General features: G+C 53.0%; 15 protein-coding genes, 4 tRNA genes, 2 rRNA genes and 3 pseudogenes. 16 read left to right on the forward strand and 8 right to left on the reverse strand.

Annotation, left to right across the window (positions count from 1 at the left end):
• Positions 1-3 precede the first annotated feature (3 nt).
• From O3W44_RS13250 to O3W44_RS13275, 6 genes are all read left to right on the forward strand, one after another.
• Positions 4-80 (forward strand) — tRNA-Ile (locus tag O3W44_RS13250).
• A 105-nt stretch (positions 81-185) separates the two neighbouring features.
• Positions 186-261 (forward strand) — tRNA-Ala (locus O3W44_RS13255).
• A gap of 204 nt (positions 262-465) precedes the next feature.
• A 23S ribosomal RNA gene (locus O3W44_RS13260) occupies positions 466-3,369 on the forward strand.
• An 85-nt stretch (positions 3,370-3,454) separates the two neighbouring features.
• Positions 3,455-3,570: ribosomal RNA gene (rrf, locus tag O3W44_RS13265) — 5S ribosomal RNA — on the forward strand.
• Positions 3,571-3,671: 101 nt separating this feature from the next.
• A tRNA-Asp gene (locus O3W44_RS13270) sits at positions 3,672-3,748 on the forward strand.
• A gap of 8 nt (positions 3,749-3,756) precedes the next feature.
• Positions 3,757-3,832 (forward strand) — tRNA-Trp (locus O3W44_RS13275).
• Positions 3,833-3,957: 125 nt separating this feature from the next.
• On the opposite strand, the gene hdfR is transcribed toward O3W44_RS13275, so the two are convergent.
• The gene (gene hdfR, locus O3W44_RS13280; RefSeq protein WP_269293428.1) at positions 3,958-4,782 is read right to left on the reverse strand and encodes an HTH-type transcriptional regulator HdfR; all 825 of its coding nucleotides are present in this window, start codon (positions 4,780-4,782) and stop codon (positions 3,958-3,960) included.
• A 121-nt stretch (positions 4,783-4,903) separates the two neighbouring features.
• Here hdfR and O3W44_RS13285 point away from each other — a divergent pair, with 121 nt between their 5' ends.
• Positions 4,904-5,242, forward strand: coding sequence for a DUF413 domain-containing protein (locus O3W44_RS13285; protein WP_269293429.1), 339 nt, complete (start codon positions 4,904-4,906; stop codon positions 5,240-5,242).
• A 33-nt stretch (positions 5,243-5,275) separates the two neighbouring features.
• On the opposite strand, the pseudogene O3W44_RS13290 reads toward O3W44_RS13285, so the two are convergent.
• A pseudogene (locus O3W44_RS13290) lies at positions 5,276-6,787 on the reverse strand (YifB family Mg chelatase-like AAA ATPase); the annotation flags it as partial.
• Between the two features lie 330 nt (positions 6,788-7,117).
• Between O3W44_RS13290 and ilvL the strand changes: the two are divergent.
• The 6 genes and pseudogenes from ilvL to ilvA all read left to right on the forward strand — a co-directional run bounded on the left by ilvL (position 7,118) and on the right by ilvA (position 13,676).
• A complete protein-coding gene (ilvL, locus tag O3W44_RS13295; RefSeq protein WP_269293430.1) occupies positions 7,118-7,216 on the forward strand; it encodes an ilv operon leader peptide in 99 nt (32 codons plus the stop codon).
• A gap of 148 nt (positions 7,217-7,364) precedes the next feature.
• On the forward strand, positions 7,365-9,011 hold the full coding sequence (gene ilvG / locus O3W44_RS13300) for an acetolactate synthase 2 catalytic subunit (protein ID WP_269293431.1): 1,647 nt from the start codon (positions 7,365-7,367) through the stop codon (positions 9,009-9,011).
• Positions 9,008-9,265 (forward strand): acetolactate synthase 2 small subunit, encoded by a 258-nt coding sequence (gene ilvM, locus O3W44_RS13305; protein ID WP_269293432.1) that lies wholly within the window; start codon positions 9,008-9,010, stop codon positions 9,263-9,265. The genes ilvG and ilvM overlap by 4 nt, the downstream gene beginning before the upstream one ends.
• 18 nt (positions 9,266-9,283) lie before the next feature.
• On the forward strand, positions 9,284-10,213 hold the full coding sequence (locus tag O3W44_RS13310) for a branched-chain amino acid transaminase (RefSeq protein WP_269293433.1): 930 nt from the start codon (positions 9,284-9,286) through the stop codon (positions 10,211-10,213).
• A gap of 62 nt (positions 10,214-10,275) precedes the next feature.
• A complete protein-coding gene (gene ilvD / locus O3W44_RS13315; protein ID WP_269293434.1) occupies positions 10,276-12,126 on the forward strand; it encodes a dihydroxy-acid dehydratase in 1,851 nt (616 codons plus the stop codon).
• Positions 12,127-12,129: 3 nt separating this feature from the next.
• A pseudogene (gene ilvA, locus O3W44_RS13320) lies at positions 12,130-13,676 on the forward strand (threonine ammonia-lyase, biosynthetic).
• On the opposite strand, the gene ilvY reads toward ilvA, so the two are convergent.
• Positions 13,677-14,558, reverse strand: coding sequence for an HTH-type transcriptional activator IlvY (ilvY, locus tag O3W44_RS13325; RefSeq protein WP_269293435.1), 882 nt, complete (start codon positions 14,556-14,558; stop codon positions 13,677-13,679). It lies immediately after the preceding pseudogene.
• A gap of 162 nt (positions 14,559-14,720) precedes the next feature.
• Here ilvY and ilvC point away from each other — a divergent pair, with 162 nt between their 5' ends.
• Positions 14,721-16,196: a ketol-acid reductoisomerase gene (ilvC, locus tag O3W44_RS13330; protein ID WP_269293436.1), complete on the forward strand. Its 1,476-nt coding sequence runs from the start codon at positions 14,721-14,723 to the stop codon at positions 16,194-16,196.
• A gap of 206 nt (positions 16,197-16,402) precedes the next feature.
• Here ilvC and O3W44_RS13335 read toward each other — a convergent pair whose 3' ends face one another.
• The 3 genes from O3W44_RS13335 to O3W44_RS13345 form a co-directional block, all read right to left on the reverse strand.
• Positions 16,403-17,734: an MFS transporter gene (locus tag O3W44_RS13335; protein ID WP_269293437.1), complete on the reverse strand. Its 1,332-nt coding sequence runs from the start codon at positions 17,732-17,734 to the stop codon at positions 16,403-16,405.
• A 277-nt stretch (positions 17,735-18,011) separates the two neighbouring features.
• A complete protein-coding gene (gene yhjD, locus O3W44_RS13340) occupies positions 18,012-19,025 on the reverse strand; it encodes an inner membrane protein YhjD (RefSeq protein ID WP_269293438.1) in 1,014 nt (337 codons plus the stop codon).
• Positions 19,026-19,070: 45 nt separating this feature from the next.
• Positions 19,071-19,970, reverse strand: coding sequence for a LysR family transcriptional regulator (locus O3W44_RS13345; protein WP_269293439.1), 900 nt, complete (start codon positions 19,968-19,970; stop codon positions 19,071-19,073).
• 115 nt (positions 19,971-20,085) lie between these two features.
• On the opposite strand from O3W44_RS13345, the pseudogene O3W44_RS13350 reads away from it, so the two are divergent.
• A pseudogene (locus tag O3W44_RS13350) lies at positions 20,086-20,843 on the forward strand (SDR family NAD(P)-dependent oxidoreductase).
• Between the two features lie 30 nt (positions 20,844-20,873).
• On the opposite strand, the gene O3W44_RS13355 reads toward O3W44_RS13350, so the two are convergent.
• The gene (locus tag O3W44_RS13355; protein ID WP_269293440.1) at positions 20,874-21,722 is read right to left on the reverse strand and encodes a PhzF family phenazine biosynthesis protein; all 849 of its coding nucleotides are present in this window, start codon (positions 21,720-21,722) and stop codon (positions 20,874-20,876) included.
• 108 nt (positions 21,723-21,830) lie between these two features.
• On the opposite strand from O3W44_RS13355, the gene O3W44_RS13360 reads away from it, so the two are divergent.
• Positions 21,831-22,454, forward strand: coding sequence for a glutathione S-transferase family protein (locus tag O3W44_RS13360; protein ID WP_269293441.1), 624 nt, complete (start codon positions 21,831-21,833; stop codon positions 22,452-22,454).
• Here the strand turns inward: O3W44_RS13360 and O3W44_RS13365 are convergent.
• On the reverse strand, positions 22,421-23,908 hold the full coding sequence (locus tag O3W44_RS13365; RefSeq protein ID WP_269293442.1) for an aminotransferase-like domain-containing protein: 1,488 nt from the start codon (positions 23,906-23,908) through the stop codon (positions 22,421-22,423). The two genes, O3W44_RS13360 and O3W44_RS13365, sit on opposite strands and share 34 nt — an antisense overlap.
• Positions 23,909-23,969: the final 61 nt, after the last annotated feature.

Here is a 23,969-nt window from a genome sequence, read left to right on the forward strand (position 1 = left end):
GGCAGGCTTGTAGCTCAGGTGGTTAGAGCGCACCCCTGATAAGGGTGAGGTCGGTGGTTCAAGTCCACTCAGGCCTACCAGTTCTTGCGTACTCTTCGTTGTGACCCCGGAACGCACAGTTCAGCGTGCCTGGCGTCGCCACGTCCTGATTACAGAAGAATCATGGTCACGGGTTTTACCTATTTGGGGCTATAGCTCAGCTGGGAGAGCGCCTGCCTTGCACGCAGGAGGTCAGCGGTTCGATCCCGCTTAGCTCCACCATCAACCTGCGGTTGATACCCAAAACTTCAGAATGCATTTTCGAGTGCATTGCGAAGTTTTACTGCTCTTTAACAATCCGGAACAAGCTGAAAATTGAAACGACGCGTCGCGCCATTTCTCCGTAACAGGGAATGGCACAGCGATGCGGACGAGTCTCTCAAATGCTTGCAGTCTGCAGCGTTGCAAAACGCCTGTGGGTTGTGAGGTTAAGCGACTAAGCGTACACGGTGGATGCCCTGGCAGTCAGAGGCGATGAAGGACGTGCTAATCTGCGTAAAGCGCCGGTAAGGTGATATGAACCGCTACAGCCGGCGATGTCCGAATGGGGAAACCCGGTGCACTCAGTGCATCATTGCAGCATGAATACATAGTGCTGCAAGGCGAACCGGGGGAACTGAAACATCTAAGTACCCCGAGGAAAAGAAATCAACCGAGATTCCCCCAGTAGCGGCGAGCGAACGGGGAGCAGCCCAGAGCCTGAATCAGCTTGTGCACTAGTGGAAGCGTCTGGAAAGGCGCAGGGTACAGGGTGACACTCCCGTACACAAAAGTGCACGAGCTGTGAGCTCGATGAGTAAGGCGGGACACGTGGTATCCTGTCTGAACATCGGGGGACCATCCTCCAAGGCTAAATACTCCTGACTGACCGATAGTGAACCAGTACCGTGAGGGAAAGGCGAAAAGAACCCCGGCGAGGGGAGTGAAACAGAACCTGAAACCGTGTACGTACAAGCAGTGGGAGCCTTCGTTATGGGTGTGACTGCGTACCTTTTGTATAATGGGTCAGCGACTTATATTCTGTAGCAAGGTTAACCGTATAGGGGAGCCGCAGGGAAACCGAGTCTTAACTGGGCGTTAAGTTGCAGGGTATAGACCCGAAACCCGGTGATCTAGCCATGGGCAGGTTGAAGGTTGGGTAACACTAACTGGAGGACCGAACCGACTAATGTTGAAAAATTAGCGGATGACCTGTGGCTGGGGGTGAAAGGCCAATCAAACCGGGAGATAGCTGGTTCTCCCCGAAAGCTATTTAGGTAGCGCCTCGTGAACTCATCTCCGGGGGTAGAGCACTGTTTCGGCTAGGGGGCCATCCCGGCTTACCAACCCGATGCAAACTGCGAATACCGGAGAATGTTATCACGGGAGACACACGGCGGGTGCTAACGTCCGTCGTGAAGAGGGAAACAACCCAGACCGCCAGCTAAGGTCCCGAAGTCATGGTTAAGTGGGAAACGATGTGGGAAGGCACAGACAGCCAGGATGTTGGCTTAGAAGCAGCCATCATTTAAAGAAAGCGTAATAGCTCACTGGTCGAGTCGGCCTGCGCGGAAGATGTAACGGGGCTAAACCATGCACCGAAGCTGCGGCAGCGACGCTTGCGTTGCTGGGTAGGGGAGCGTTCTGTAAGCCGCAGAAGGTGGTCCGTGAGGGCCGCTGGAGGTATCAGAAGTGCGAATGCTGACATAAGTAACGATAAAGCGGGTGAAAAGCCCGCTCGCCGGAAGACCAAGGGTTCCTGTCCAACGTTAATCGGGGCAGGGTGAGTCGACCCCTAAGGCGAGGCCGAAAGGCGTAGTCGATGGGAAACAGGTTAATATTCCTGTACTTGGTGTTACTGCGAAGGGGGGACGGAGAAGGTTAGGTCAGCCGGGCGACGGTCGTCCCGGTTTAAGCGTGTAGGCTGGTTATCCAGGCAAATCCGGATAATCAAGGCTGAGGCGTGACGACGAGGCTCCACGGAGCTGAAGTGACTGATACCCTGCTTCCAGGAAAAGCCTCTAAGCATCAGGTAACACGAAATCGTACCCCAAACCGACACAGGTGGTCAGGTAGAGAATACCAAGGCGCTTGAGAGAACTCGGGTGAAGGAACTAGGCAAAATGGTGCCGTAACTTCGGGAGAAGGCACGCTGGCGCGTAGGTGAGGGGACTTGCTCCCGGAGCCGAAGCCAGTCGAAGATACCAGCTGGCTGCAACTGTTTATTAAAAACACAGCACTGTGCAAACACGAAAGTGGACGTATACGGTGTGACGCCTGCCCGGTGCCGGAAGGTTAATTGATGGGGTTATCCGCAAGGAGAAGCTCTTGATCGAAGCCCCGGTAAACGGCGGCCGTAACTATAACGGTCCTAAGGTAGCGAAATTCCTTGTCGGGTAAGTTCCGACCTGCACGAATGGCGTAATGATGGCCAGGCTGTCTCCACCCGAGACTCAGTGAAATTGAACTCGCTGTGAAGATGCAGTGTACCCGCGGCAAGACGGAAAGACCCCGTGAACCTTTACTACAGCTTGACACTGAACATTGAGCCTTGATGTGTAGGATAGGTGGGAGGCTTTGAAGCGCGGACGCCAGTCCGCGTGGAGCCAACCTTGAAATACCACCCTTTAACGTTTGATGTTCTAACGTGGGCCCGTGATCCGGGCTGCGGACAGTGTCTGGTGGGTAGTTTGACTGGGGCGGTCTCCTCCCAAAGCGTAACGGAGGAGCACGAAGGTCAGCTAATCACGGTCGGACATCGTGAGGTTAGTGCAATGGCATAAGCTGGCTTGACTGCGAGCGTGACGGCGCGAGCAGGTGCGAAAGCAGGTCATAGTGATCCGGTGGTTCTGAATGGAAGGGCCATCGCTCAACGGATAAAAGGTACTCCGGGGATAACAGGCTGATACCGCCCAAGAGTTCATATCGACGGCGGTGTTTGGCACCTCGATGTCGGCTCATCACATCCTGGGGCTGAAGTAGGTCCCAAGGGTACGGCTGTTCGCCGTTTAAAGTGGTACGCGAGCTGGGTTTAGAACGTCGTGAGACAGTTCGGTCCCTATCTGCCGTGGGCGCTGGAAAACTGAGGGGGGTTGCTCCTAGTACGAGAGGACCGGAGTGAACGCACCGCTGGTGTTCGGGTTGTCATGCCAATGGCACTGCCCGGTAGCTAAGTGCGGAAGAGATAAGTGCTGAAAGCATCTAAGCACGAAACTTGCCCCGAGATGAGTTTTCCCTGACCCCTCGAGGGTCCTGAAGGGACGTTGAAGACGACGACGTTGATAGGCCGGGTGTGTAAGCGCAGCGATGCGTTGAGCTAACCGGTACTAATGACCCGTGAGGCTTAACCTTACAACGCCAGAGGCGTTTTTGAGAGACTTTCAGCTTGTGACGGATAATTCTGCGCGGCCTGCGGGCGGCGCGGAGACAGAATTTGCCTGGCGGCACTAGCGCGGTGGTCCCACCTGACCCCATGCCGAACTCAGAAGTGAAACGCCGTAGCGCCGATGGTAGTGTGGGGCCTCCCCATGCGAGAGTAGGGAACTGCCAGGCATCCAATTAAGACCAGCTTTCTGGTCGTGACCGTTCTGGTGACGCAGAGCGGGTGAAATACCTGAAGTCAGCCTGCGGGCAGACGTCAGTACAGAATCGGTGGAGCGGTAGTTCAGTTGGTTAGAATACCTGCCTGTCACGCAGGGGGTCGCGGGTTCGAGCCCCGTCCGTTCCGCCACCCTATTTAGGGGCGTAGTTCAATTGGTAGAGCACCGGTCTCCAAAACCGGGTGTTGGGGGTTCGAGTCCCTCCGCCCCTGCCAGAAAAAGAAAAACCTTTGCTTATGCAAAGGTTTTTTTTGCTTAAAATCAGGCAAAAAATTAAGTCAGTTAATGGTATAACTGGCTTAATTCACTTCACTATCTGCTATTTTTACTCAGAAAACCTTTAACGTGCCATGACCGGAAACTTTAATAATTGCCGAATATGTGCCTGCTGATCGCTATTTTGTAGCCAGACTGCATAAAGTGGACGAACCGCGATCGGTGTATCAGGAATAACCATCAAATCGCTATAAAGCCCATGCCAAAAATCAGGCAAAAATGCGCAGGCACCCGTAGTATGTAACAACTCACGGGTGACATGTGCTGATGTTGTAGTCAACACCGGAACATCATCCCCACCTGAGAGATAACTTTCATGCTGGTGAAAATCAGCTCCCCATTCCAGTTTTATATAATCATACTTTTCCTGCTTCTCGGTCTTACGTGCGCGGAACAGGGCCAACGAAATATGGCCAATTTGCTGGCTGGTTAGCTCATCCATTTTAGGTGCTTCCGTCGTCACTAACAGATCAAGCTGCCGTTCGTGCAGTTGCTTTACCAGCAGATGCCGTTGTGCCACACGCGCTTCTAAATGCAGGTTCTCACGGTTTTCATAAAGCGTTTGCAGCCAGGGCGTTAAATAGGCCTCCCACAGTGACGCACTGGCTCCTATAGAGAGCTCATGATGCTGCTGTGTATGTGAAACTTCTTTCTTCGCCATTAGCCAGGTATTCATTAAGCTTTCAGCGTAGGGCAGTAAACGCTCACCAGCAGATGTCAGCCGTATGTTATTGCGATGGCGAGTAAAAAGGTTAACACCTAGCTGATTTTCTAACTGACGGATGCGAAAACTGACAGCAGATTGCGTTAAGTAAAGTGCTTCTGCAGCACGCCCGAAATGGCGAGTTCTGCTCACTTCCAGGAAAGTTTTCAGTAATTCCGTATCCACAGCGTTCTCCCAAAAAATGTTTGTCGTATAGATTTAAATGTTTTGTTTTACACTCTGTCAAGCCTATCTAATACTCCGCGCCATAAATAGCACGGCCATACGAGAATCAGGAGCGTGTAACATGGCGGAAAGCTTCTCAACACAAAATCGGTTCTTTGATAACAAACATTACCCGCGTGGGTTTTCGCGTCACGGTGACTTTACTATTAAAGAAGCGCAGCTTCTTGAACGCCACGGTTTCGCTTTTAACGAGCTGGATTTATCAAAGCGTGAACCGGTAACGGAAGAAGAACGTTTGTTTATTGAAGTATGTCGTGGTCTGCGTGAGCCGCAAACGGAAGCTGAGCGTGTATGGTCGAAATACACCGCACGCATTAAGCGTCCTAAGCGTTTTCACACCTTGTCTGGCGGTAAACCACAGATGGATACCGTTGAAGACTACAGCGACAGCGACGATTAATAAAAAAGGGGCCAGTGCCCCTTTTTTATTGCAGGCTTTATGCAAATAGATCATCAGACGATCAATGCTGCGATAACTCACTGCTTCCTGAATATGGCTTCGGCTAATATCTTGCTCCCCCGCTAAATCAGCCACGGTGCGTGCCACCTTTAAAATTCGCTGCCAGGCTCGCACGGATAAGCCCAGCTTATTTAAGACAGCTTCAAGCCACTCTGCATCCTCCTGACGAATGTCACACCAGCATTGAATATCTGAATTACTCATATGAGCATTAATTTTACCTGCCCGCGTAAGTTGCATTCTTCGGGCTGACAATACGCGCTCACGTACCCTGGCCGATGATTCACCCGCTTGTCGTTTCTGACTCAGCATACCGCTGGGCAGGAGTGGGACTTCTAATGAAAGATCAAACCGATCAAGGAAGGGGCCAGAGAGCTTACTGAGATAACGCAACACTTGCTGAGGCGAACAGCGATTGTGCTGCCCCTGATAATGTCCGGTTGGGCTGGGATTGAGCGCGGCAATTAATTGAAAGCGCGCGGGATAGGTTACTTTCGCTCGGGCGCGCGAGAGGGCTATTTCACCAGATTCTATCGGCTCTCGTAGCGAATCCAGCACCTTACGATCGAATTCGGGTAGCTCATCCAGGAAAAGTACGCCGTTATGCGCCAGCGAAATCTCTCCAGGACGCGGCAATGAGCCTCCGCCGATCAACGCATAGAGAGACGCGCTGTGATGAGGCGATCTGAAAGGCCGTTTACGCCACTGTTGATGCACATTGCCGCTGTTTACCAGGCTGGCAATCGCGGCGCACTCTAACGCTTCCTGATCGCTTAAAGGCGGCATAATACCGGGTAAGCGGGTCGCAAGCATGGTTTTGCCGGTGCCGGGTGGTCCGATTAACATCAAATTATGCCCGCCCGCAGCAGTGATCTCTAACGCTCGTCGACCCTGATCCTGACCAATAATATCACTCAAATCATCCCCGATATTTTCCAGACTTTCTGCCTGTGGCTCGGCAATGCTCAACGCGCTTTGATTGTGTAAAAAGGCGCAGATGTCGAGTAAATGCGCACCGACTAACGATGCCCCTTGCCGAATGAGTCCAACATCAGCCTGGTTTTCAACGGAGAGAATTAACTGTCGCCCCGCAGCAAGGGCCGCCATTGCTGCCGGAATTGCGCCCTGTACGCGACAAATTGCCCCATCAAGTGCTAACTCTCCCAGAAACTCATGATGTATCAGCTTATCGGCAGGAAGCTGCTCAGAGGCGACAAGAATGGCTAGCGCCATCGGCAGATCGTAACGTCCTCCCTCTTTGGGTAAATCAGCCGGCCCCAGATTGATGGTAATTCGCTTCGCCGGGAACTCAAACCCGCTGTTGATAATCGCGCTTCGCACCCGTTCGCGCGCTTCTTTAACCGTTGTTTCAGGCAAGCCCACTAATGTTAAAGCTGGCAGGCCATTACTGATATGCACTTCAATGGTGACCAGCGGAGCCTCAACTCCTAAAGCCGCGCGCGTAAGAACTTTAGACAATGCCATAATTGCTCCTTGTTGCCGCAAGTCTGTCGAATTGTGGTAAGTCTTACGAAAGGGAAAATGCAGGTATACGAGATGCCATCCAATAAAACGGCTCACGTACATTTATTTTGCAAATCATCAGGAGGGCGAGCATAAAAACAGCAAAAGATTATTACGTCACTAAAGTGATGAATATTTATCATCCTGAAATTATTCTTTTAATTACAAACTGTTAACGCTTGACTTAAATCAATGCAACGAAAAAAGATGATGAAAAATATTGTCATCACACCACTAACTATGATAACTCTGTAGGCATTACTTCGAACACGTAAAAGAATTGAACAGCAAATGAAAGCCCTTCTACAAGTGATTAGCCTAGTCGTGATTAGCGTGGTGGTGATTATTAACCCACCGTGCGGGGCATCGCTTGGAGAAAGAAAGGCTTAAAAATCAAGCCCGGACTTCGAAAAACCCCCGCACCGACAGGTCCGGGGGTTTTTTTCGACCAGGCAAAATATCAGCTAATCATTAAGGAACAAACAATGAACAGTAGCATAAAATTCTGTTGTTCCCGTCAGGACGCAGGAGAATAGTGATGACAGGTGCACAGTGGGTGGTTCAGGCTTTACGCGCGCAGGGTGTTGATACCGTATTTGGTTATCCTGGCGGCGCAATCATGCCGGTATACGATGCGCTCTATGACGGCGGCGTGGAACACCTACTGTGTCGGCATGAGCAAGGTGCGGTGATGGCGGCGATTGGCTATGCACGCTCAACCGGTAAAACCGGCGTTTGTATCGCCACTTCCGGTCCGGGCGCCACCAACCTGATTACCGGTCTTGCTGATGCCATGATGGATTCTGTTCCCGTTGTGGCGCTGACTGGCCAGGTTTCCTCCGCGTTCATCGGTACTGACGCCTTTCAGGAAATTGATGTGTTAGGGCTTTCCCTGGCCTGCACCAAACACAGTTTCCTGGTGGAATCACTTGATGATTTGCCTGCGGTAATGGCGGAAGCCTTTGCCATCGCTCAATCTGGCCGTCCTGGCCCAGTATTAGTTGATATTCCTAAAGATATTCAAATTGCGAAAGGCGAGCCGACGCCCCATCTGCAGCCAGTTGAAGAGATCATGGCGCTGCCGCACCAGGCGATCATCGAAGCACGCGCGATGATGGCACAGGCAAAGAAACCGATGCTGTATGTGGGTGGTGGTGTGGGCATGGCGCAGGCGGTACCGGCATTACGCGCACTGGCACAAGAAACAGGCATTCCAGCCGTTGCCACCCTGAAAGGCTTAGGCAGTGTGGATGCAAATAGCGAGGTTTACCTGGGTATGCTGGGTATGCACGGCACCAAAGCCGCTAACCTGGCTGTGCAGTGTTGTGATTTATTGATTGCGGTTGGTGCGCGCTTTGATGACCGCGTAACAGGCAAACTGGATACCTTTGCCCCGCTCGCCAATGTTATCCATCTGGATATCGATCCTGCTGAACTCAATAAATTACGTCGTGCCCATGTCTCCCTTCAGGGCGATTTAAATCATGTGTTACCTGCGTTAAGTCAGCCGTTACAGATTGATGCATGGCGCGAAGAGGTGAAGGCGCTCAAGGCGCTGCACGAATGGCGTTACGATCATCCGGGCGAAGCCATTTATGCGCCATTGCTGTTAAAGCAGTTGTCCGATCGCAAGCCAGAAAACAGCGTTGTTACTACAGATGTCGGACAGCATCAGATGTGGGCTGCGCAGCATATGGCTTTTAACGCACCCGAAAATTTCATCACTTCCAGTGGGTTAGGCACGATGGGCTTTGGTCTGCCTGCGGCTGTCGGTGCTCAGGTTGCACGACCACAGGATACCGTTATCTGCGTCTCTGGTGACGGCTCGATCATGATGAATATTCAGGAGCTGGGTACCATCAAGCGTGGCAAGTTGCCGGTAAAAATTGTGCTGTTGGATAACCAACGTTTAGGCATGGTACGCCAGTGGCAACAGCTGTTTTTTGATGGACGCTACAGCGAAACTAATTTGTCCGATAACCCCGATTTCCTCACGCTGGCCAGTGCGTTTGATATCCCCGGCCAGCGTATTACCCGTAAAGAACAGGTCGACGCCGCCCTTGATGCTCTGCTGAACAGTGAAGGTCCTTACTTCCTGCATGTTGCGATAGATGAGCATGAAAACGTCTGGCCATTGGTACCACCCGGTGCCAGCAATGCAAACATGATGGAGAAAACCGCATGAACCAGCATCAATTGTCTATCGAAGCGCGCTTCCGCCCTGAAATATTAGAACGCATTTTACGCGTAGTCCGTCACCGTGGTTTTCAGGTGTGCTCCATGAACATGGCGTCAATAACCAGTGCTGACAGCATTAATATTGAAATGACCGTTGCCAGCCAACGCTCAGTCGATTTACTGTCTTCGCAGTTAAGCAAATTAATGGATGTCGCGTGCGTCCAGATTCAACAACAGACAACACAACAAATCCGCGCATAGTCGCGAAAGGACATAACAATGAGCACGAAGAAAGCAGACTTTATTTGGTTCAATGGCGAGATGGTTAAGTGGGAAGATGCAAAGGTCAGCGTCATGTCCCACGCATTGCACTATGGTACTTCCGTATTCGAAGGTGTGCGTTGCTACGACTCTCACAAAGGACCCGTTGTGTTCCGCCATCGCGAGCACATGCAACGTCTGCACGACTCTGCAAAAATCTATCGCTTCCCTATCTCCAGCAGCGTTGATGAGCTGATGGAAGCTTGCCGCGAAGTTATCCGCGTCAACAAACTGAAAAGTGCTTATATCCGTCCGCTGGCCTTTGTTGGCGACGTAGGCTTAGGCGTAAACCCGCCAGATGGCTATACCACCGACGTGATCATTGCGGCCTTCCCATGGGGAGCCTACCTGGGCGCTGAGGCGCTGGAGCAGGGCATCGACGCGATGGTCTCTTCATGGAACCGCGTTGCACCCAACACTCTGCCAACGGCTGCGAAAGCGGGTGGTAACTATCTGTCCTCTCTGCTGGTAGGCAGCGAAGCGCGCCGTCACGGTTATCAGGAAGGTATCGCGCTTGATACCAACGGCTACATCTCTGAAGGTGCTGGTGAAAACCTGTTTGAAGTGAAAGATGGCATTCTGTTCACGCCACCGTTCACCTCATCTGCGCTGCCAGGTATCACGCGTGACGCCATTATTAAACTGGCGAAAGAGATGGGAATCGAGGTTCGTGAGCAGACTCTGTCGCGTGAATCTCTCTATCTGGCTGATGAAATCTTCATGTCAGGCACGGCGGCAGAAATCACCCCGGTACGCAGTGTTGATGGCATCCAGGTTGGCGAAGGCAAACGTGGTCCGGTTACCGCACGCATTCAGCAGGCATTCTTTGGCCTGTTCACTGGCGAGACAGAAGACAAATGGGGCTGGTTAGATCCGGTTAACCCATAATCAGATATTGCGCGGGCGTCATACGACGTCCGCGAGCTTATTCTTACTGGAGTAAATAGAGCATGCCTAAGTACCGTTCCGCCACTACCACCCATGGCCGTAACATGGCGGGTGCCCGTGCCTTGTGGCGCGCGACAGGAATGACCGACGCCGATTTTGGCAAACCCATTATCGCCGTCGTCAACTCATTCACCCAATTTGTACCGGGCCACGTTCACCTGCGTGACCTTGGTAAACTGGTCGCCGAGCAGATCGAAGCGGCGGGTGGTGTAGCCAAAGAGTTCAACACCATTGCCGTGGATGACGGTATTGCCATGGGACATGGCGGCATGCTGTATTCACTGCCTTCGCGCGAGCTGATTGCCGACTCGGTTGAGTACATGGTGAACGCACACTGTGCTGATGCCATGGTCTGTATCTCTAACTGCGACAAAATCACCCCCGGTATGCTGATGGCGTCACTGCGCCTGAATATCCCGGTGATTTTCGTCTCTGGCGGCCCGATGGAAGCCGGTAAAACCAAACTTTCTGACAAGATCATCAAGCTGGATCTGGTTGATGCGATGATTCAGGGTGCCAACCCGAACGTCAGTGATGCTGAAAGCGAGCAGATTGAGCGATCCGCCTGCCCGACCTGCGGTTCCTGTTCAGGCATGTTCACGGCCAACTCAATGAACTGTCTGACTGAAGCGTTAGGCCTGTCGCAGCCAGGTAACGGCTCTTTGCTGGCTACGCACGCAGACCGCAAAGAACTGTTCATCAATGCTGGTAAGCGCATTGTTGGTCTGGCGAAAAAATATTACGAGCAGGACGACTACAGCGTATTGCCGCGCAGTATTGCCAGCAAAGCGGCGTTTGAAAATGCTATGACGCTGGACATTGCGATGGGCGGTTCTACTAATACCGTTCTGCATCTCCTGGCCGCCGCGCAGGAAGGCGAAATCGATTTCAATATCTCTGACATCGATCGTCTGTCACGTAAAGTGCCGCATCTGTGTAAAGTTGCGCCAAGCACCCAGAAATATCATATGGAAGATGTGCACCGCGCAGGCGGCGTGATCGGTATTCTGGGCGAACTGGATCGTGCCGGACTGCTGGATAACCAGGTGCGCAACGTGCTGGGTCTGAGTCTGCGTGAAACACTGGATCAGTACGATATCATGCTGACTCAGGATGAGGCGGTGAAGAAAATGTTCCGCGCCGGTCCGGCAGGCATCCGTACCACACAGGCGTTTTCCCAGGAGTGTCGTTGGGACACGCTGGATGATGACCGCCAGGAAGGATGTATCCGCACACGGGAATTTGCTTTCTCGCAGGACGGTGGCCTGGCAGTGCTGTACGGCAACATTGCTGAAGATGGCTGCATCGTGAAAACGGCTGGCGTAGACAAAGAGATCCTGACTTTCAGCGGTCCCGCCAAAGTTTACGAAAGCCAGGATGACGCGGTCGAAGCGATTCTGGGCGGTAAAGTTGTCGCGGGTGATGTCGTCGTGATTCGCTATGAAGGGCCAAAAGGTGGGCCGGGCATGCAGGAAATGCTCTATCCGACCACTTACCTGAAATCCATGGGACTTGGCAAAAGCTGTGCGCTAATCACTGATGGTCGTTTCTCTGGCGGTACTTCCGGATTGTCTATCGGTCATGCGTCACCAGAAGCTGCCAATGGCGGCACCATCGCCCTGGTAAAAGATGGCGATACCATTGAGATCGATATTCCAAATCGTGGCATCAGGCTGGCGGTTCCGGATAACGAATTGCATGCACGTCGTGAAGAGCAGACAGCGCGTGGCGATGCAGCTTACACGCCTGTTAATCGTCAGCGTGAAGTCTCGTTTGCGCTGCGCGCTTACGCTTCCCTCGCCACCAGCGCAGACAAAGGCGCAGTGCGTGATAAGAGCAAGCTGGGAGGCTAACTGATGGCCGAGTCTCAACCGCTACCCGATGCGCCCTGTGGCGCAGAGTATTTGCGCGCGGTGTTGCGTTCCCCGGTATATGAAGTTGCCCAGGTTACGCCGCTGCAAAAATGGAAAAAATTTCATCGCGTCTCGGCAACACGATTTTAGTGAAGCGCGAGGATCGCCAGCCGGTGCACAGTTTCAAACTGCGCGGCGCTTACGCGATGATTGCCGGGCTGAATGAAGAGCAAAAAGCGCGCGGTGTGGTGACGGCTTCGGCCGGTAACCATGCGCAGGGCGTGGCGCTTTCTGCCAGCAAGCTGGGCATCAAATCACTGATTGTGATGCCGCTGGCAACAGCTGATATCAAGGTTGATGCGGTGCGCGCATTTGGCGGTGAGGCTTACCTGTTCGGTGCCAATTTTGACGAGGCGAAAGCCAAAGCGATCGAGCTGTCAGAGCAACAGGGCTACACTTTTGTTCCACCGTTTGATCATCCGGCGGTGATTGCCGGACAGGGCACGCTGGCAATGGAGCTGCTGCAACAGGATGCACATATCGATCGCGTATTTGTGCCGGTCGGTGGCGGCGGTCTGGCGGCGGGTGTGGCGGTGTTAATCAAACAGCTAATGCCGCAAATCAAAGTCATTGCCGTTGAGTCAGAAGATTCAGCCTGCCTTAAAGCGGCACTGGAAGCGGGTCATCCGGTTGATCTGGCGCGCGTCGGGCTGTTTGCCGAAGGCGTGGCGGTGAAACGCATCGGTAGCGAAACCTTCCGTCTTTGTCAGGAGTATCTGGATGACATCATCACCGTTGACAGTGATGCCATCTGCGCGGCCATGAAAGATCTGTTTGAAGATGTTCGGGCAGTGGCTGAACCCTCTGGCGCACTGGCGCTGGCGGGGATGAAAAAGTATATCCAGCAGCATGACATCCAGGGCGAGCGACTGGCACATGTGCTTTCCGGGGCTAACGTTAATTTTCACGGCTTGCGTTACGTTTCTGAACGCTGCGAGCTGGGTGAACAGCGTGAAGCTTTGCTGGCAGTAACGATTCCAGAACAGCAGGGCAGTTTCCTGAAGTTTTGTCAGACGCTGGGTGGACGCTCGATCACTGAGTTCAACTACCGTTATGCGGATGCCGACAAAGCCTGCATTTTCGTTGGCGTGCGCTTAACCCGCGGGCTGGAAGAGCGCAGTGAGATCATCGCTCATCTGGTTGAAGGCGGTTATCAGGTCGTTGATCTGTCAGATGACGAGATGGCCAAGCTGCATGTGCGCTACATGGTGGGAGGACGTCCGTCCAAGCCGTTGCGTGAACGCCTGTTTAGCTTTGAGTTCCCAGAAGCGCCGGGTGCTTTGCTTAAATTCCTGCAAACGCTCGGCACCCACTGGAATATTTCGCTGTTTCACTATCGCAGCCATGGCACCGATTATGGCCGCGTACTGGCAGCGTTTGAGCTGGGCGATATTGAACCGCGTTTTGAAGAACACCTCGCCGACCTGGGTTACGACTTTCACGACGAAACCCATAATCCCGCGTTTCGTTTCTTCCTCGCCGGTCAGTAATTACAACTGACTCCAGAAAGCACTGATAAGCGGCTCACCGAGCCGCTTTTTTTGTACGCACACGCCAAGTTCGAACGGTGCTACCGACTCCACATTTTCCAGCAGCAAGACGCGATTACGTACCGGCTCGGGGCTGTTTTCCAGCACCACATCGGGCAATAAAGCGATGCCACAGCCCAGGGCGACCATGGACACGATCGCTTCATGGCCCGACACCGTGGCATAAATCAGGGGATTGGGAATGCGATGGCGACGAAACCAGAGATCGATGCGGCGTCGGGCAGGTCCCTGTTCCGGCAGGATAAAAGGCACCTGCGACCAGTCCGGTGTCGCCTGGGTGGCCTGGGTACGCACAGCACAGGGCAACGCTGGCGCGATCAGCACCAGCGGGATCAATCCCAATGGCATAAAATCAATGCTGGCAGGCAGCGTTTCAGGCCGCCCGGCGATGGCCAAATCGGCATCACCCGATTGCACTTTTTCTACTGCATCAGCGGCATCACCGGTATTGAGCTTAATTTCAACCTGTGGATGTTCGGCGCGGAAGCGGTCAAGGATCGGCGGCAAGTGACTGTAAGCCGCCGTCACGGAACAAAACAGACGCAGTTCACCGCTCAGCGACGGGCCGTTCAAATCCATTACGTGGCGCAACTGCTGATACTGCAACAGGGTTTGCTGTGCGAACTGGCGCAGGCGTTCACCCGCTTCAGTCAGCGTCACGGTGCGGTTATCTCGCAAAAACAAGGCATGGCCGACATCTTCTTCAAGGCGCTGAATCTGGCGCGAGAGGGTTGAAGGGCTGACATGCATTGCGCGCGCGGTGCGGCCAAAATGGCAGCTTTCAGCCAGATGAAGGAACAGTTTCAGGTCTCGTAAATCCATACGCGTATCGCCTTAAAGTGATATTGCAAATAGTGCAACGTGACGTTGTTAATATATCAATTTAAGCAACAGATTTCCTGTCATATGATGGGGTCATTCGCGGCGCATCACAGTGCGTCGACCCTGAACAAAAACAGTAAACACAACCTCACTGGAGTACCCATGGCCAATTATTTCAACACATTGAATTTGCGTAATCAGTTAGCGCAGTTAGGTAAATGCCGTTTCATGGCACGCGATGAATTCGCTGATGGTGCCAGCTTTCTGAAAGGCAAAAAAGTTGTCATCGTTGGCTGCGGTGCTCAGGGTCTGAACCAGGGCCTGAACATGCGTGATTCAGGTCTGGATATCGCTTACGCCCTGCGTGCGGAAGCGATCGCTGAGAAACGCGCTTCCTGGCGCAAAGCGACCGATAATGGTTTTAAAGTGGGCACTTATGAAGAGCTGATCCCACAGGCGGATCTGGTGGTAAACCTGACGCCAGACAAGCAGCACTCTGCTGTGGTTCAGGCTGTTCAGCCGCTGATGAAAGATGGCGCTGCATTAGGCTATTCGCACGGTTTTAACATCGTTGAAGTGGGTGAAACGATCCGTAAAGACATTACCGTTGTGATGGTTGCGCCAAAATGTCCAGGCACTGAAGTGCGTGAAGAGTACAAGCGTGGTTTCGGCGTACCGACGCTGATCGCGGTTCACCCGGAAAACGATCCGAAAGGTGAAGGCATGGCGATTGCTAAAGCCTGGGCAGCCGCAACCGGCGGCGATCGCGCTGGTGTGCTGGAATCGTCCTTCGTTGCAGAAGTGAAATCTGACCTGATGGGTGAGCAGACTATTCTGTGCGGTATGTTGCAGGCGGGTTCACTGCTGTGCTTCGACAAGCTGGTGGCCGAAGGCACTGATCCTTCCTATGCAGAAAAACTGATTCAGTTCGGCTGGGAAACCATCACCGAATCGCTGAAGTTTGGCGGTATCACGCTGATGATGGATCGCCTGTCTAATCCGGCCAAACTGCGTGCTTATGCGCTGTCCGAGCAGTTGAAAACTATCATGGCACCCCTGTTCCAGAAACACATGGATGACATTATCTCTGGTGAGTTCTCTTCTGGCATGATGGCTGACTGGGCCAACGACGACAAAAATCTGCTGACCTGGCGTGAAGAGACCGGTAAAACTGCGTTCGAAACCGCTTCTCAGTACGAAGGTAAGATCGAAGAGCAGGAATATTACGACAAAGGCGTGGTGATGGTCGCAATGGTGAAAGCAGGCGTTGAACTGGCCTTCGAAACCATGGTTGACGCTGGCATCATCGAAGAGTCAGCTTACTATGAATCACTGCATGAACTGCCGCTGATCGCCAATACCATTGCGCGCAAGCGTCTGTATGAAATGAATGTGGTTATCTCGGATACCGCTGAGTACGGCAACTACCTGTTCTCCTTTGCGGCGGTGCCGCTGCTGAAAGAGTTCATGACAACGCTGCAGCCAGGCGATTTGGGCAACGCGGTTGAAGGTACCCAGGTTGATAACGCACAGCTGCGTGACGTGAACGAAGCGGTTCGTCATCACCCAATCGAAGCGGTTGGTCGCAAACTGCGTGGCTACATGACTGACATGAAGCGCATTGCTGTTGCTGGCTAAGTAGCGACACAATTTTCAGCAGATAAACCCCGGCTTGCCGGGGTTTTTTTATGGCTGTCAGCTCTGGTTCAACGCCAGCTTAGTGCAGCGTCTCTCTTTGGTGGAAAAGAGGGGTGATGGCACCAGGCTATCGCCGACAGAGACAGAAGATCCGCGCCCATAAAAAAGCCTGGCATTAAGCCAGGCTTTTCACGACAGCATTCACATCACGCTTCGTAAAGCGTCTGATGGCGCGTCTCTTTACAGGCGATCAGCGCGATCAGTGTTAACACCGCCATGCTTGCCAGATAGAACCCGACGGCCTGCAAACCGTAATGGGTATTCAACCAGGTGGCGATGTAGGGTGCGACAGAGGCGCCCAAAATCGACGACAGATTATAGGAGAACGAGGCGCCGGTATAACGCACTTCCGTTGGGAACAATTCAGGTAACAGCGCGCCCATTGGGCCAAAGGTCAGGCCCATAATGCTCAGGCCGAGCAGCAGGAAGCCCATCACCAAAATCTGTGAGCCTGAACCCAACAGCATCGGAAACATGAACGAAAACAGAATAATCAGCAGTGTAATAGTGATCATGGTTTTGCGGCGACCAAAGCGGTCAGCCAGCAGACCGGCAATCGGCACCATCACGCCAAAGCCAATCACCGCGACCATCAGCATCCACAGGAAACTATTACGCGAGAAGCCAAGCCCCGCCGGAGCCGGTGCCGTACCGTAACTCATGGAGTAAACGGTCATGATGTAAAACAGCGTATAGGTGGCAAGCATGATGAACGTCCCCAGGATGGTGGCGGTTAAATGCTTGCTGAGCAGTGCTGCGATGGGCACGCGCACTTGTTTCTTCTCTTTCTGCACTTTGGCAAATACCGGGCTTTCGTGCAGCGATACGCGCACATATAACCCAATCAGTACCAGCACCGCAGACAGGACAAATGGCACACGCCAGCCCCAGTCCATGAACTGCTGATCGGTAAGCAGCCATGAGAGCAGCAGGAAAGTACCGTTAGCAAAGAAGAAGCCAATCGGCGCGCCCAGCTGCGGAAAGGAGCCGTATAGTGCACGTTTTTTCGCTGGTGCGTTTTCCGTTGCCAGCAGTGCGGCACCGCCCCATTCACCGCCAAGGCCCAGGCCCTGACCGAAGCGCGCCAGCGCCAGCAGCAGCGGTGCCATCACGCCAATGCTTTGGTAGCTCGGTAACAGGCCGATGACCACAGTTGAAATACCCATAGTAAGCAGCGAAGCCACCAGCGTGGCTTTACGGCCTACGCGATCGCCGAAATGACCAAATAGCGCGGAACCAATTGGGCGCGCCACAAAAGCAATGGCAAACGTGGCCAGCGATTGCAGCGTGGCAACGGTAGCATCACCTTGAGGAAAAAAGATGTGCGGAAAAACGATAACGGCGGCAGTGGCATAAATATAAAAATCGAAGAATTCGATGGCCGTACCGACCAGCGACGCAACGACCACTTTGCTACGCGAGTTGACCGGCGTTGGCTCATGTTGCTTGTCGAGTGATTCTGAGATGGAGGCTTGCATAACAGTTTCTTATTTGTAAATGAGACCAAGAATCTTACGCACCTGAATGGCGTCATTCAATGGCGAAAAACCGCGCCACGACAGGCTTTGCAGGGCAAAAAGAGGATAATTTCTGACTCTGAGGTAATGTCGGGTTATGGCAAGGTGAAGTGGCTTAATTTTGGCGAGATACTCTACAAAACCGCTTAATTAAAGTGACCCCTCAGCAATTCATCCTGTGATTCGGATGAAAATTAGCCGAGGGGGAAAATTTTCCGCTACCTTTTACGTTTTGTCATCATCCGTTACGTGATTTGCTGCCCACTTCGGACATGCGGGGATCATCTTTATATTTTGCTGTGGCGATCCACGCGGCACAAAACAGCGTCAGACGCGCAAAGAAATAGAAAAATGCCATCAGGCCGAGTACCGATCCAAATGCTGCACCGGAAGGGGATGTTGCCAGCTTCGGCAGTGTCAGCGTCATGACAAATTTGATCACTTCAAAGCCAATTGCTGCGAGCAACGTACCACGCAACAAGGCTTTTTTCCGTGGCTTGTGGCGCGGTAAAATCCAGAAAATCCAAAGAAAAAGCAAATAGTTAGCGAACACGGATATGGAGGTGGCAATGATGGTCATCGCCGGACGCAGCCATTCAATACCGCCCAGCCCCAGAGCATTAACAATGGTCGCCTGTGCCGAACCCGCAACTGAGGTCAGTGATAAGGTCAGAATCAGCGCCAGCATCAAACCGGTGAGAGATAAAAAATCGCGGATGTAGCGTTTCCAGATTTTTTCTTTTTCATCTGGCTTGCGCTCCCAGACATCACGCGACTGTGCACGAATCGCTTCGCGTAAATTACCCATCCAGTTAAGACCCGAATAGAGCGCCAGCAACAAACCGGTAATTCCCACCGTCGCGCGTTGCTGTATTGCGGTGTTCACCGTATTTTTCAGGGTCGTTGCCAGCGTAGGATCGCTGATGCTGCTGACAATTTTATTGATGATGTCAGTGAGCAGATCCTGATTCGATGCCAGTATAAAACCGACGGCGGCAAACGAGACCATCAGAATAGGGATCAGTGATAAAAATGAAAAATAGGTGATGGCTGCACCAAACTGACTGCCTAAACGATCGTTAAAGCGGTCCAGCGCACGAATAAAATGCGCAACCGCCGGAATCGCCTGAAACCATGCCGCAAAGCGCGACACGCGGACAATGGATTTATCGACCGATTTATTACCTGTTTTAATATCAATCAGCGGCTTCTGCGGCTGCGTATCCTCTGTTTTTTCCGGGTTGTCTGTCATAGACGATCATTATCCTGTTATTAAGCAAATTCAAATTATAGCCCGTCAGGTCACGTACTCCTGCAAGACCTGACTTAACCACTCCATAAACACCCGAACGCGACGTGCAACGTTACGGCGATGCGGATAGAGCAGATGAATCGGCATCGGCTTTGCCGGGAAGTGATGCAAGACTTCAACTAACTGTCCCGATTCCAGCAGTGGCTGGATACCTATTGCCGGTACCTGAATAATACCGAGTCCGGCCAGGCAAGCTGCACGGTAGGTTTCGGTACTGTTCACCGTGACTACGCCGCCGGTTTGTACGAAGTGGCACTGTTTACCGTCGAAATATTCGAAACCAGCAGAAGGCTGACCAAGCTGCTGGGTGTAATGCACCATGGCATGTTGCGACAAATCTTCAAGGCGAAGAGGCATGCCAAAACGCGAAAGGTAGCCAGGGCTGGCACAGTTGATCAAGCTATAGCTGCCGATTTTACGGGCGATCAGTCCTGAATCTTTTAACTCACCCACGCGGATAACACAGTCGAAGCCTTCCCGAATCACATCGACCTGACGGTCGCTGCTGCTGAGTTCAAGTTCAATACCGGGGTAATGTTGTAAAAATTCAGGAAGCCGCGGCAGGACAAAACCCGTTGCCATCGCCACCGACATATCAACGCGCAGCTTGCCACTTAACGTCGCAGGATCGTGCTGAAACAGGCTGTCCATATCATCGATAATCGACAACAGATCCAGACAGCGATCGTAATAAACCAGCCCATCCTGGGTCAGCTGCACGCGCCGCGTCGTACGATGCAGCAGCCGCGTGCCCATTTGATTTTCCAGCGCCTGTAATTGCCGCGACACGCTTCCTTTAGGAAGGCCTAAACTTTCTGCAGCGCGGGTAAAACTGCCCATTTCGGCCACCCGGACGAACACCTGCATTGCATGAATTTTATCCATTTTGTTCACCGATTGTTGTTTTAATTGAAACAGTGCTGCGTATTTCTCTGCGTTTATAGATCAGTTATTCGTGAATATCCTTAAATCGTGTTCAATTTTGCAACAGGAGACAAAAATGAGTCGTAAAATTGCGTTAATAACCGGTGGAAGCCGAGGTTTAGGTAAGAATGCGGCGCTGAAACTGGCCGCAAAGCAGACTGATATTATATTGACCTACCGCAGTCAGGCTGAAGAGGCACAGGCGGTTGTAAAGGCGATCGAGGCGCTTGGCGGTCGCGCAGTGGCGCTGGCACTGGATGTCGGCGACATCAGTCAGTTCGACAATTTTATCGGCACGGTAAAAAACGAACTGCAAAATCGCTGGCAGCGTGACAGTTTTGATTACTTATTGAACAACGCCGGAACAGGTCACTACAAGCCTTTTGCTGAGACAACAGAAGAGGAGTTCGACAGCCTGATCAATGTGCATTTTAAAGGGCCATTTTTCCTGACGCAGAAGCTGCTGCCGCTTATCGTGGACGGGGGCGCATCCTGAATATCTCCAGCGGACTGACGCGCATTACGCTTCCTGGCTCCGGCACTTATGCGTCAATTAAGGGCGCAATGGAAGTGCTGACACGTTATCAGGCAAAAGAGTTGGGTGAGCGGCGTATTCGCGTCAATATCCTGGCGCCGGGCGCGATTGAAACCGATTTTGGTGGCGGGCGCGTGCGTGATAATCCGGAAATGAATAAGCATATCGCCTCGTTAACGGCACTGGGCCGCGTTGGGCTGCCGGATGACATTGGCGATGCGGTTAGCGCACTGCTCAGCGATGAAACGGGCTGGATCACCGGTCAGCGCATCGAAGCCTCAGGCGGGCAAGCGATATGATCAAACGGGCGACAGAGGTCGCCCGTTTTTTTATACCTCAATGGTGCCATCAATTACCGTCACAGTTTTGCCACCGATCCAGATAGCGTCGCCGTCAAAATCTACCTGCACACGGCCCGCTCGTTGGATCGCGGTGCCCTGACGCACGCGATAAGCCGCAGTTTGGCCCTGCGAGGCAAAATAGCGCGCCAGGCACGCATTGGCACTGCCTGTAATCGGATCTTCCGTCAGGCAGCCCTGTTCAACCAGTAATCCGCGCACTTCATACTGTTCGGCCTCGCCTTCAGGCAGGCGGCCAAACGGCATTACGCCGGTAACATTTGCGTGTTTCAGCAGGCGTTGCAGGTCACTGACATTGGGCTGAATGGCCAGCACCGCCTCAGCATTCACCATCGGAACCAATAAAAAGCGGATTCCCATATCCACAACGGTTGCGGTATGTGTCAGATCAAAAGCATCGCTGTTTAAGGCGTTGCTCATCAGCGCATCGCTAAATGGCGTCAGGGTTGCGTCTGGCGCTGCAAACGCCAGGATACCCTCATCCGCAATTTTCACCGTAACGTTGCCGACACCGCACTCCTGTACGATGACACCCGGTTTTTGGGTTGGCCAGCCCGCTTCCAGCAGGGCATGAGCGGTGCCCAGTGTGGGATGGCCGGCAAAAGGTAACTCACCTTCCACGGTAAAAATACGCACCCGGTAATCAGCCTGCGGATCCTGCGGCGGCAAGACGAAAGTGGTTTCTGACAGATTGGTCCAGCGCGCAATCGCGGCGAGCTGCTCATCGCTGAGTCCCTGTGCATCCATGATTACCGCTAACGGATTGCCGTTAAAGGCTGACGATGTAAAAACATCTACTTGCTTAAACGCGACCTTCATTGTCACTCCTTCCTCATTATGGTCTGAAAAGGGCTTTTCTTTGCCTGGCGATTGCTTATCGCCGTTAACAGGGCTATGAATAAGTTAAAGATTTCGCGAGAGCCTTTTATGTTGAAAATCCTGGGACGCGCCTCCTCAATCAATGTGCGCAAAGTGTTATGGCTGTGTGACGAGCTGGACCTTGATTACGAACGCGAAGAGTGGGGCGAAGGTTCGAAATCGCAACACTCACCTGAATTCATGGCACTTAATCCCAACGCACTGATCCCCGTTATTAAAGATGATGATCTGGTGCTGTGGGAATCCAACGCCATTCTGCGTTATCTGGCAGGTGCCTATGGCGGCGACTGGCTCTATCCAGCACAGCCGCGTGCCCGTGCGCCGATCGATCAATGGATGGACTGGCAATCCACCGAACTCAACACCTCATGGCGCTATGCTTTTATGTCGCTGGTGCGTAACTCGCCTGCACATCAGGATCCGCGCCTGCTCGCAGCCGCGTGCAAAGGCTGGTCCCACACCATGAGCATTCTTAACAAACAGCTCGAAAAAACGGGCCGTTACGTTGCGGGTCGCAACTTTACGCTTGCCGATATACCGATCGGCCTTGCGGTGAATCGCTGGTTTGAGACACCGCTGGATCACCCCGATTATCCGGCAGTGCGTACTTACTACGAGCGCCTGACGGAACGCCACGGCTATACCGTCTGGGGACGCAACGGCACGCCGTGATCCTGACCTGGTGGCAAGCCTGCCAGTTCACAGGCGACAGCACCGGCACGCCTGATGGCCCATGTATAGCGTTCGTCGAACGGATAACAGCAGGAGAGGCGCAGCGCGTGATTGTAACGCTCGCTGAGTGAATAGAGCGCGCCTGGCGTGACGCAAATCTGTTCCTGCAATAGCCGATCAAACATCTCTGTGGTATTCACATTGCCTGGCAGTTCGACCCAGAAAACAAAGCCACCGCGCGGCAGCGTCGCGCGCGTACCCTGCGGAAAATGACGGGCTATTAATCCACGAGCCTCATCAAGATTGGCAGCGTAACGGCGGCGTAGCGTGCGCAGATGATGATCGTAGCCGCCATTCGCCAGAAACGCCGCCAGGGTTTCAGAGAGCAGGCTAGATTCTGCCATTGAAGAGAGTGCTTTCAGCCGCGCGACAGCATCATGGAAACGGCCTGCTGCAATCCAGCCGATGCGAAAATCGGGAGCAATCGTTTTGGTGAAGCTGGTGCAGTAGAGTACCCAGCCTTGCTGATCGAACGCTTTCACCGCCGGCGAGAGCGGCCAGTCAAACTGCAATTCGTCATAGAGTCCATCTTCTAACAGCGGAACCTGGTACGTATTCACTAACTTCGCCAGCCGCTTTTTGTTTTCCAGCGACATACAGTAGCCCAGTGGGTTCTGTGCGCTCGGCATGGCAATCAGTGCCTGAATACGTTTCTCCTGAAGCAGCATTTCTAACGCATCCAGCGACAGGCCATGCTGTGGATCGGTGGGGATCTCCAGCGCCTTCAGGCCAAGCGAGGCTAACAGCGGAAACAGGAAAAAGTAGGTTGGCGACTCCAGCCCCACGCAGTCACCCGGTTGTGTCACCGCACGCAGCGCCAGTTGCAGGGCCTCTATGCAGCCATGCGTCAGGGTAATTTCATCGGCGGTGAGTGAATGTCCGGCATGTAAGGCGCGTCGTGCGATCTCCTCCCGTAAGTACACACTACCGGGTGGAAGCGCATAACGTCCTATCAGATTGGGTTGCCGACGTAATAACGAGGCCGTGATACGCGCGATGCGCGTTGACGGAAACAGTTCGCTATCCTGGGGACAGGCCAGCGAAATGTTGGTGTAGTCAGGATGGTTTTGCGCCGCAAATACTTTATCAATTAAATCCAGCTTTTCGCTGCTGGGGTCGCGTACCCGCGCTTTATGTTGTCCGGCACGGGTAACGGCGGGTAGCATGCCGCGCACGTAATAGCCGGACTGTGGGCGCGCTTCAATCAAACCGCGATCTTCCAGCAATTGCCAGGCGTTGAGTACCGTATTCACACTCACCTGGTGAGACTGTGCCACGCGACGAATAGCAGGCAGGCGTTTACCGGGTTTCAGCGTGCCCTGATGAATGGCTTCGGCAAAGTTATCGGCTAATTGTTGATACAGACGCTGATCGGTTGAGGACGCAAGGGACACAGAAGCCTCCGGAAAGGATGGGTACAATTTAAAATAATAATAACTGTATCCATCACAATAG

This window comes from Pantoea sp. LMR881, assembly GCF_027157825.1.
GTDB lineage: Bacteria > Pseudomonadota > Gammaproteobacteria > Enterobacterales > Enterobacteriaceae > Pantoea > Pantoea haifensis.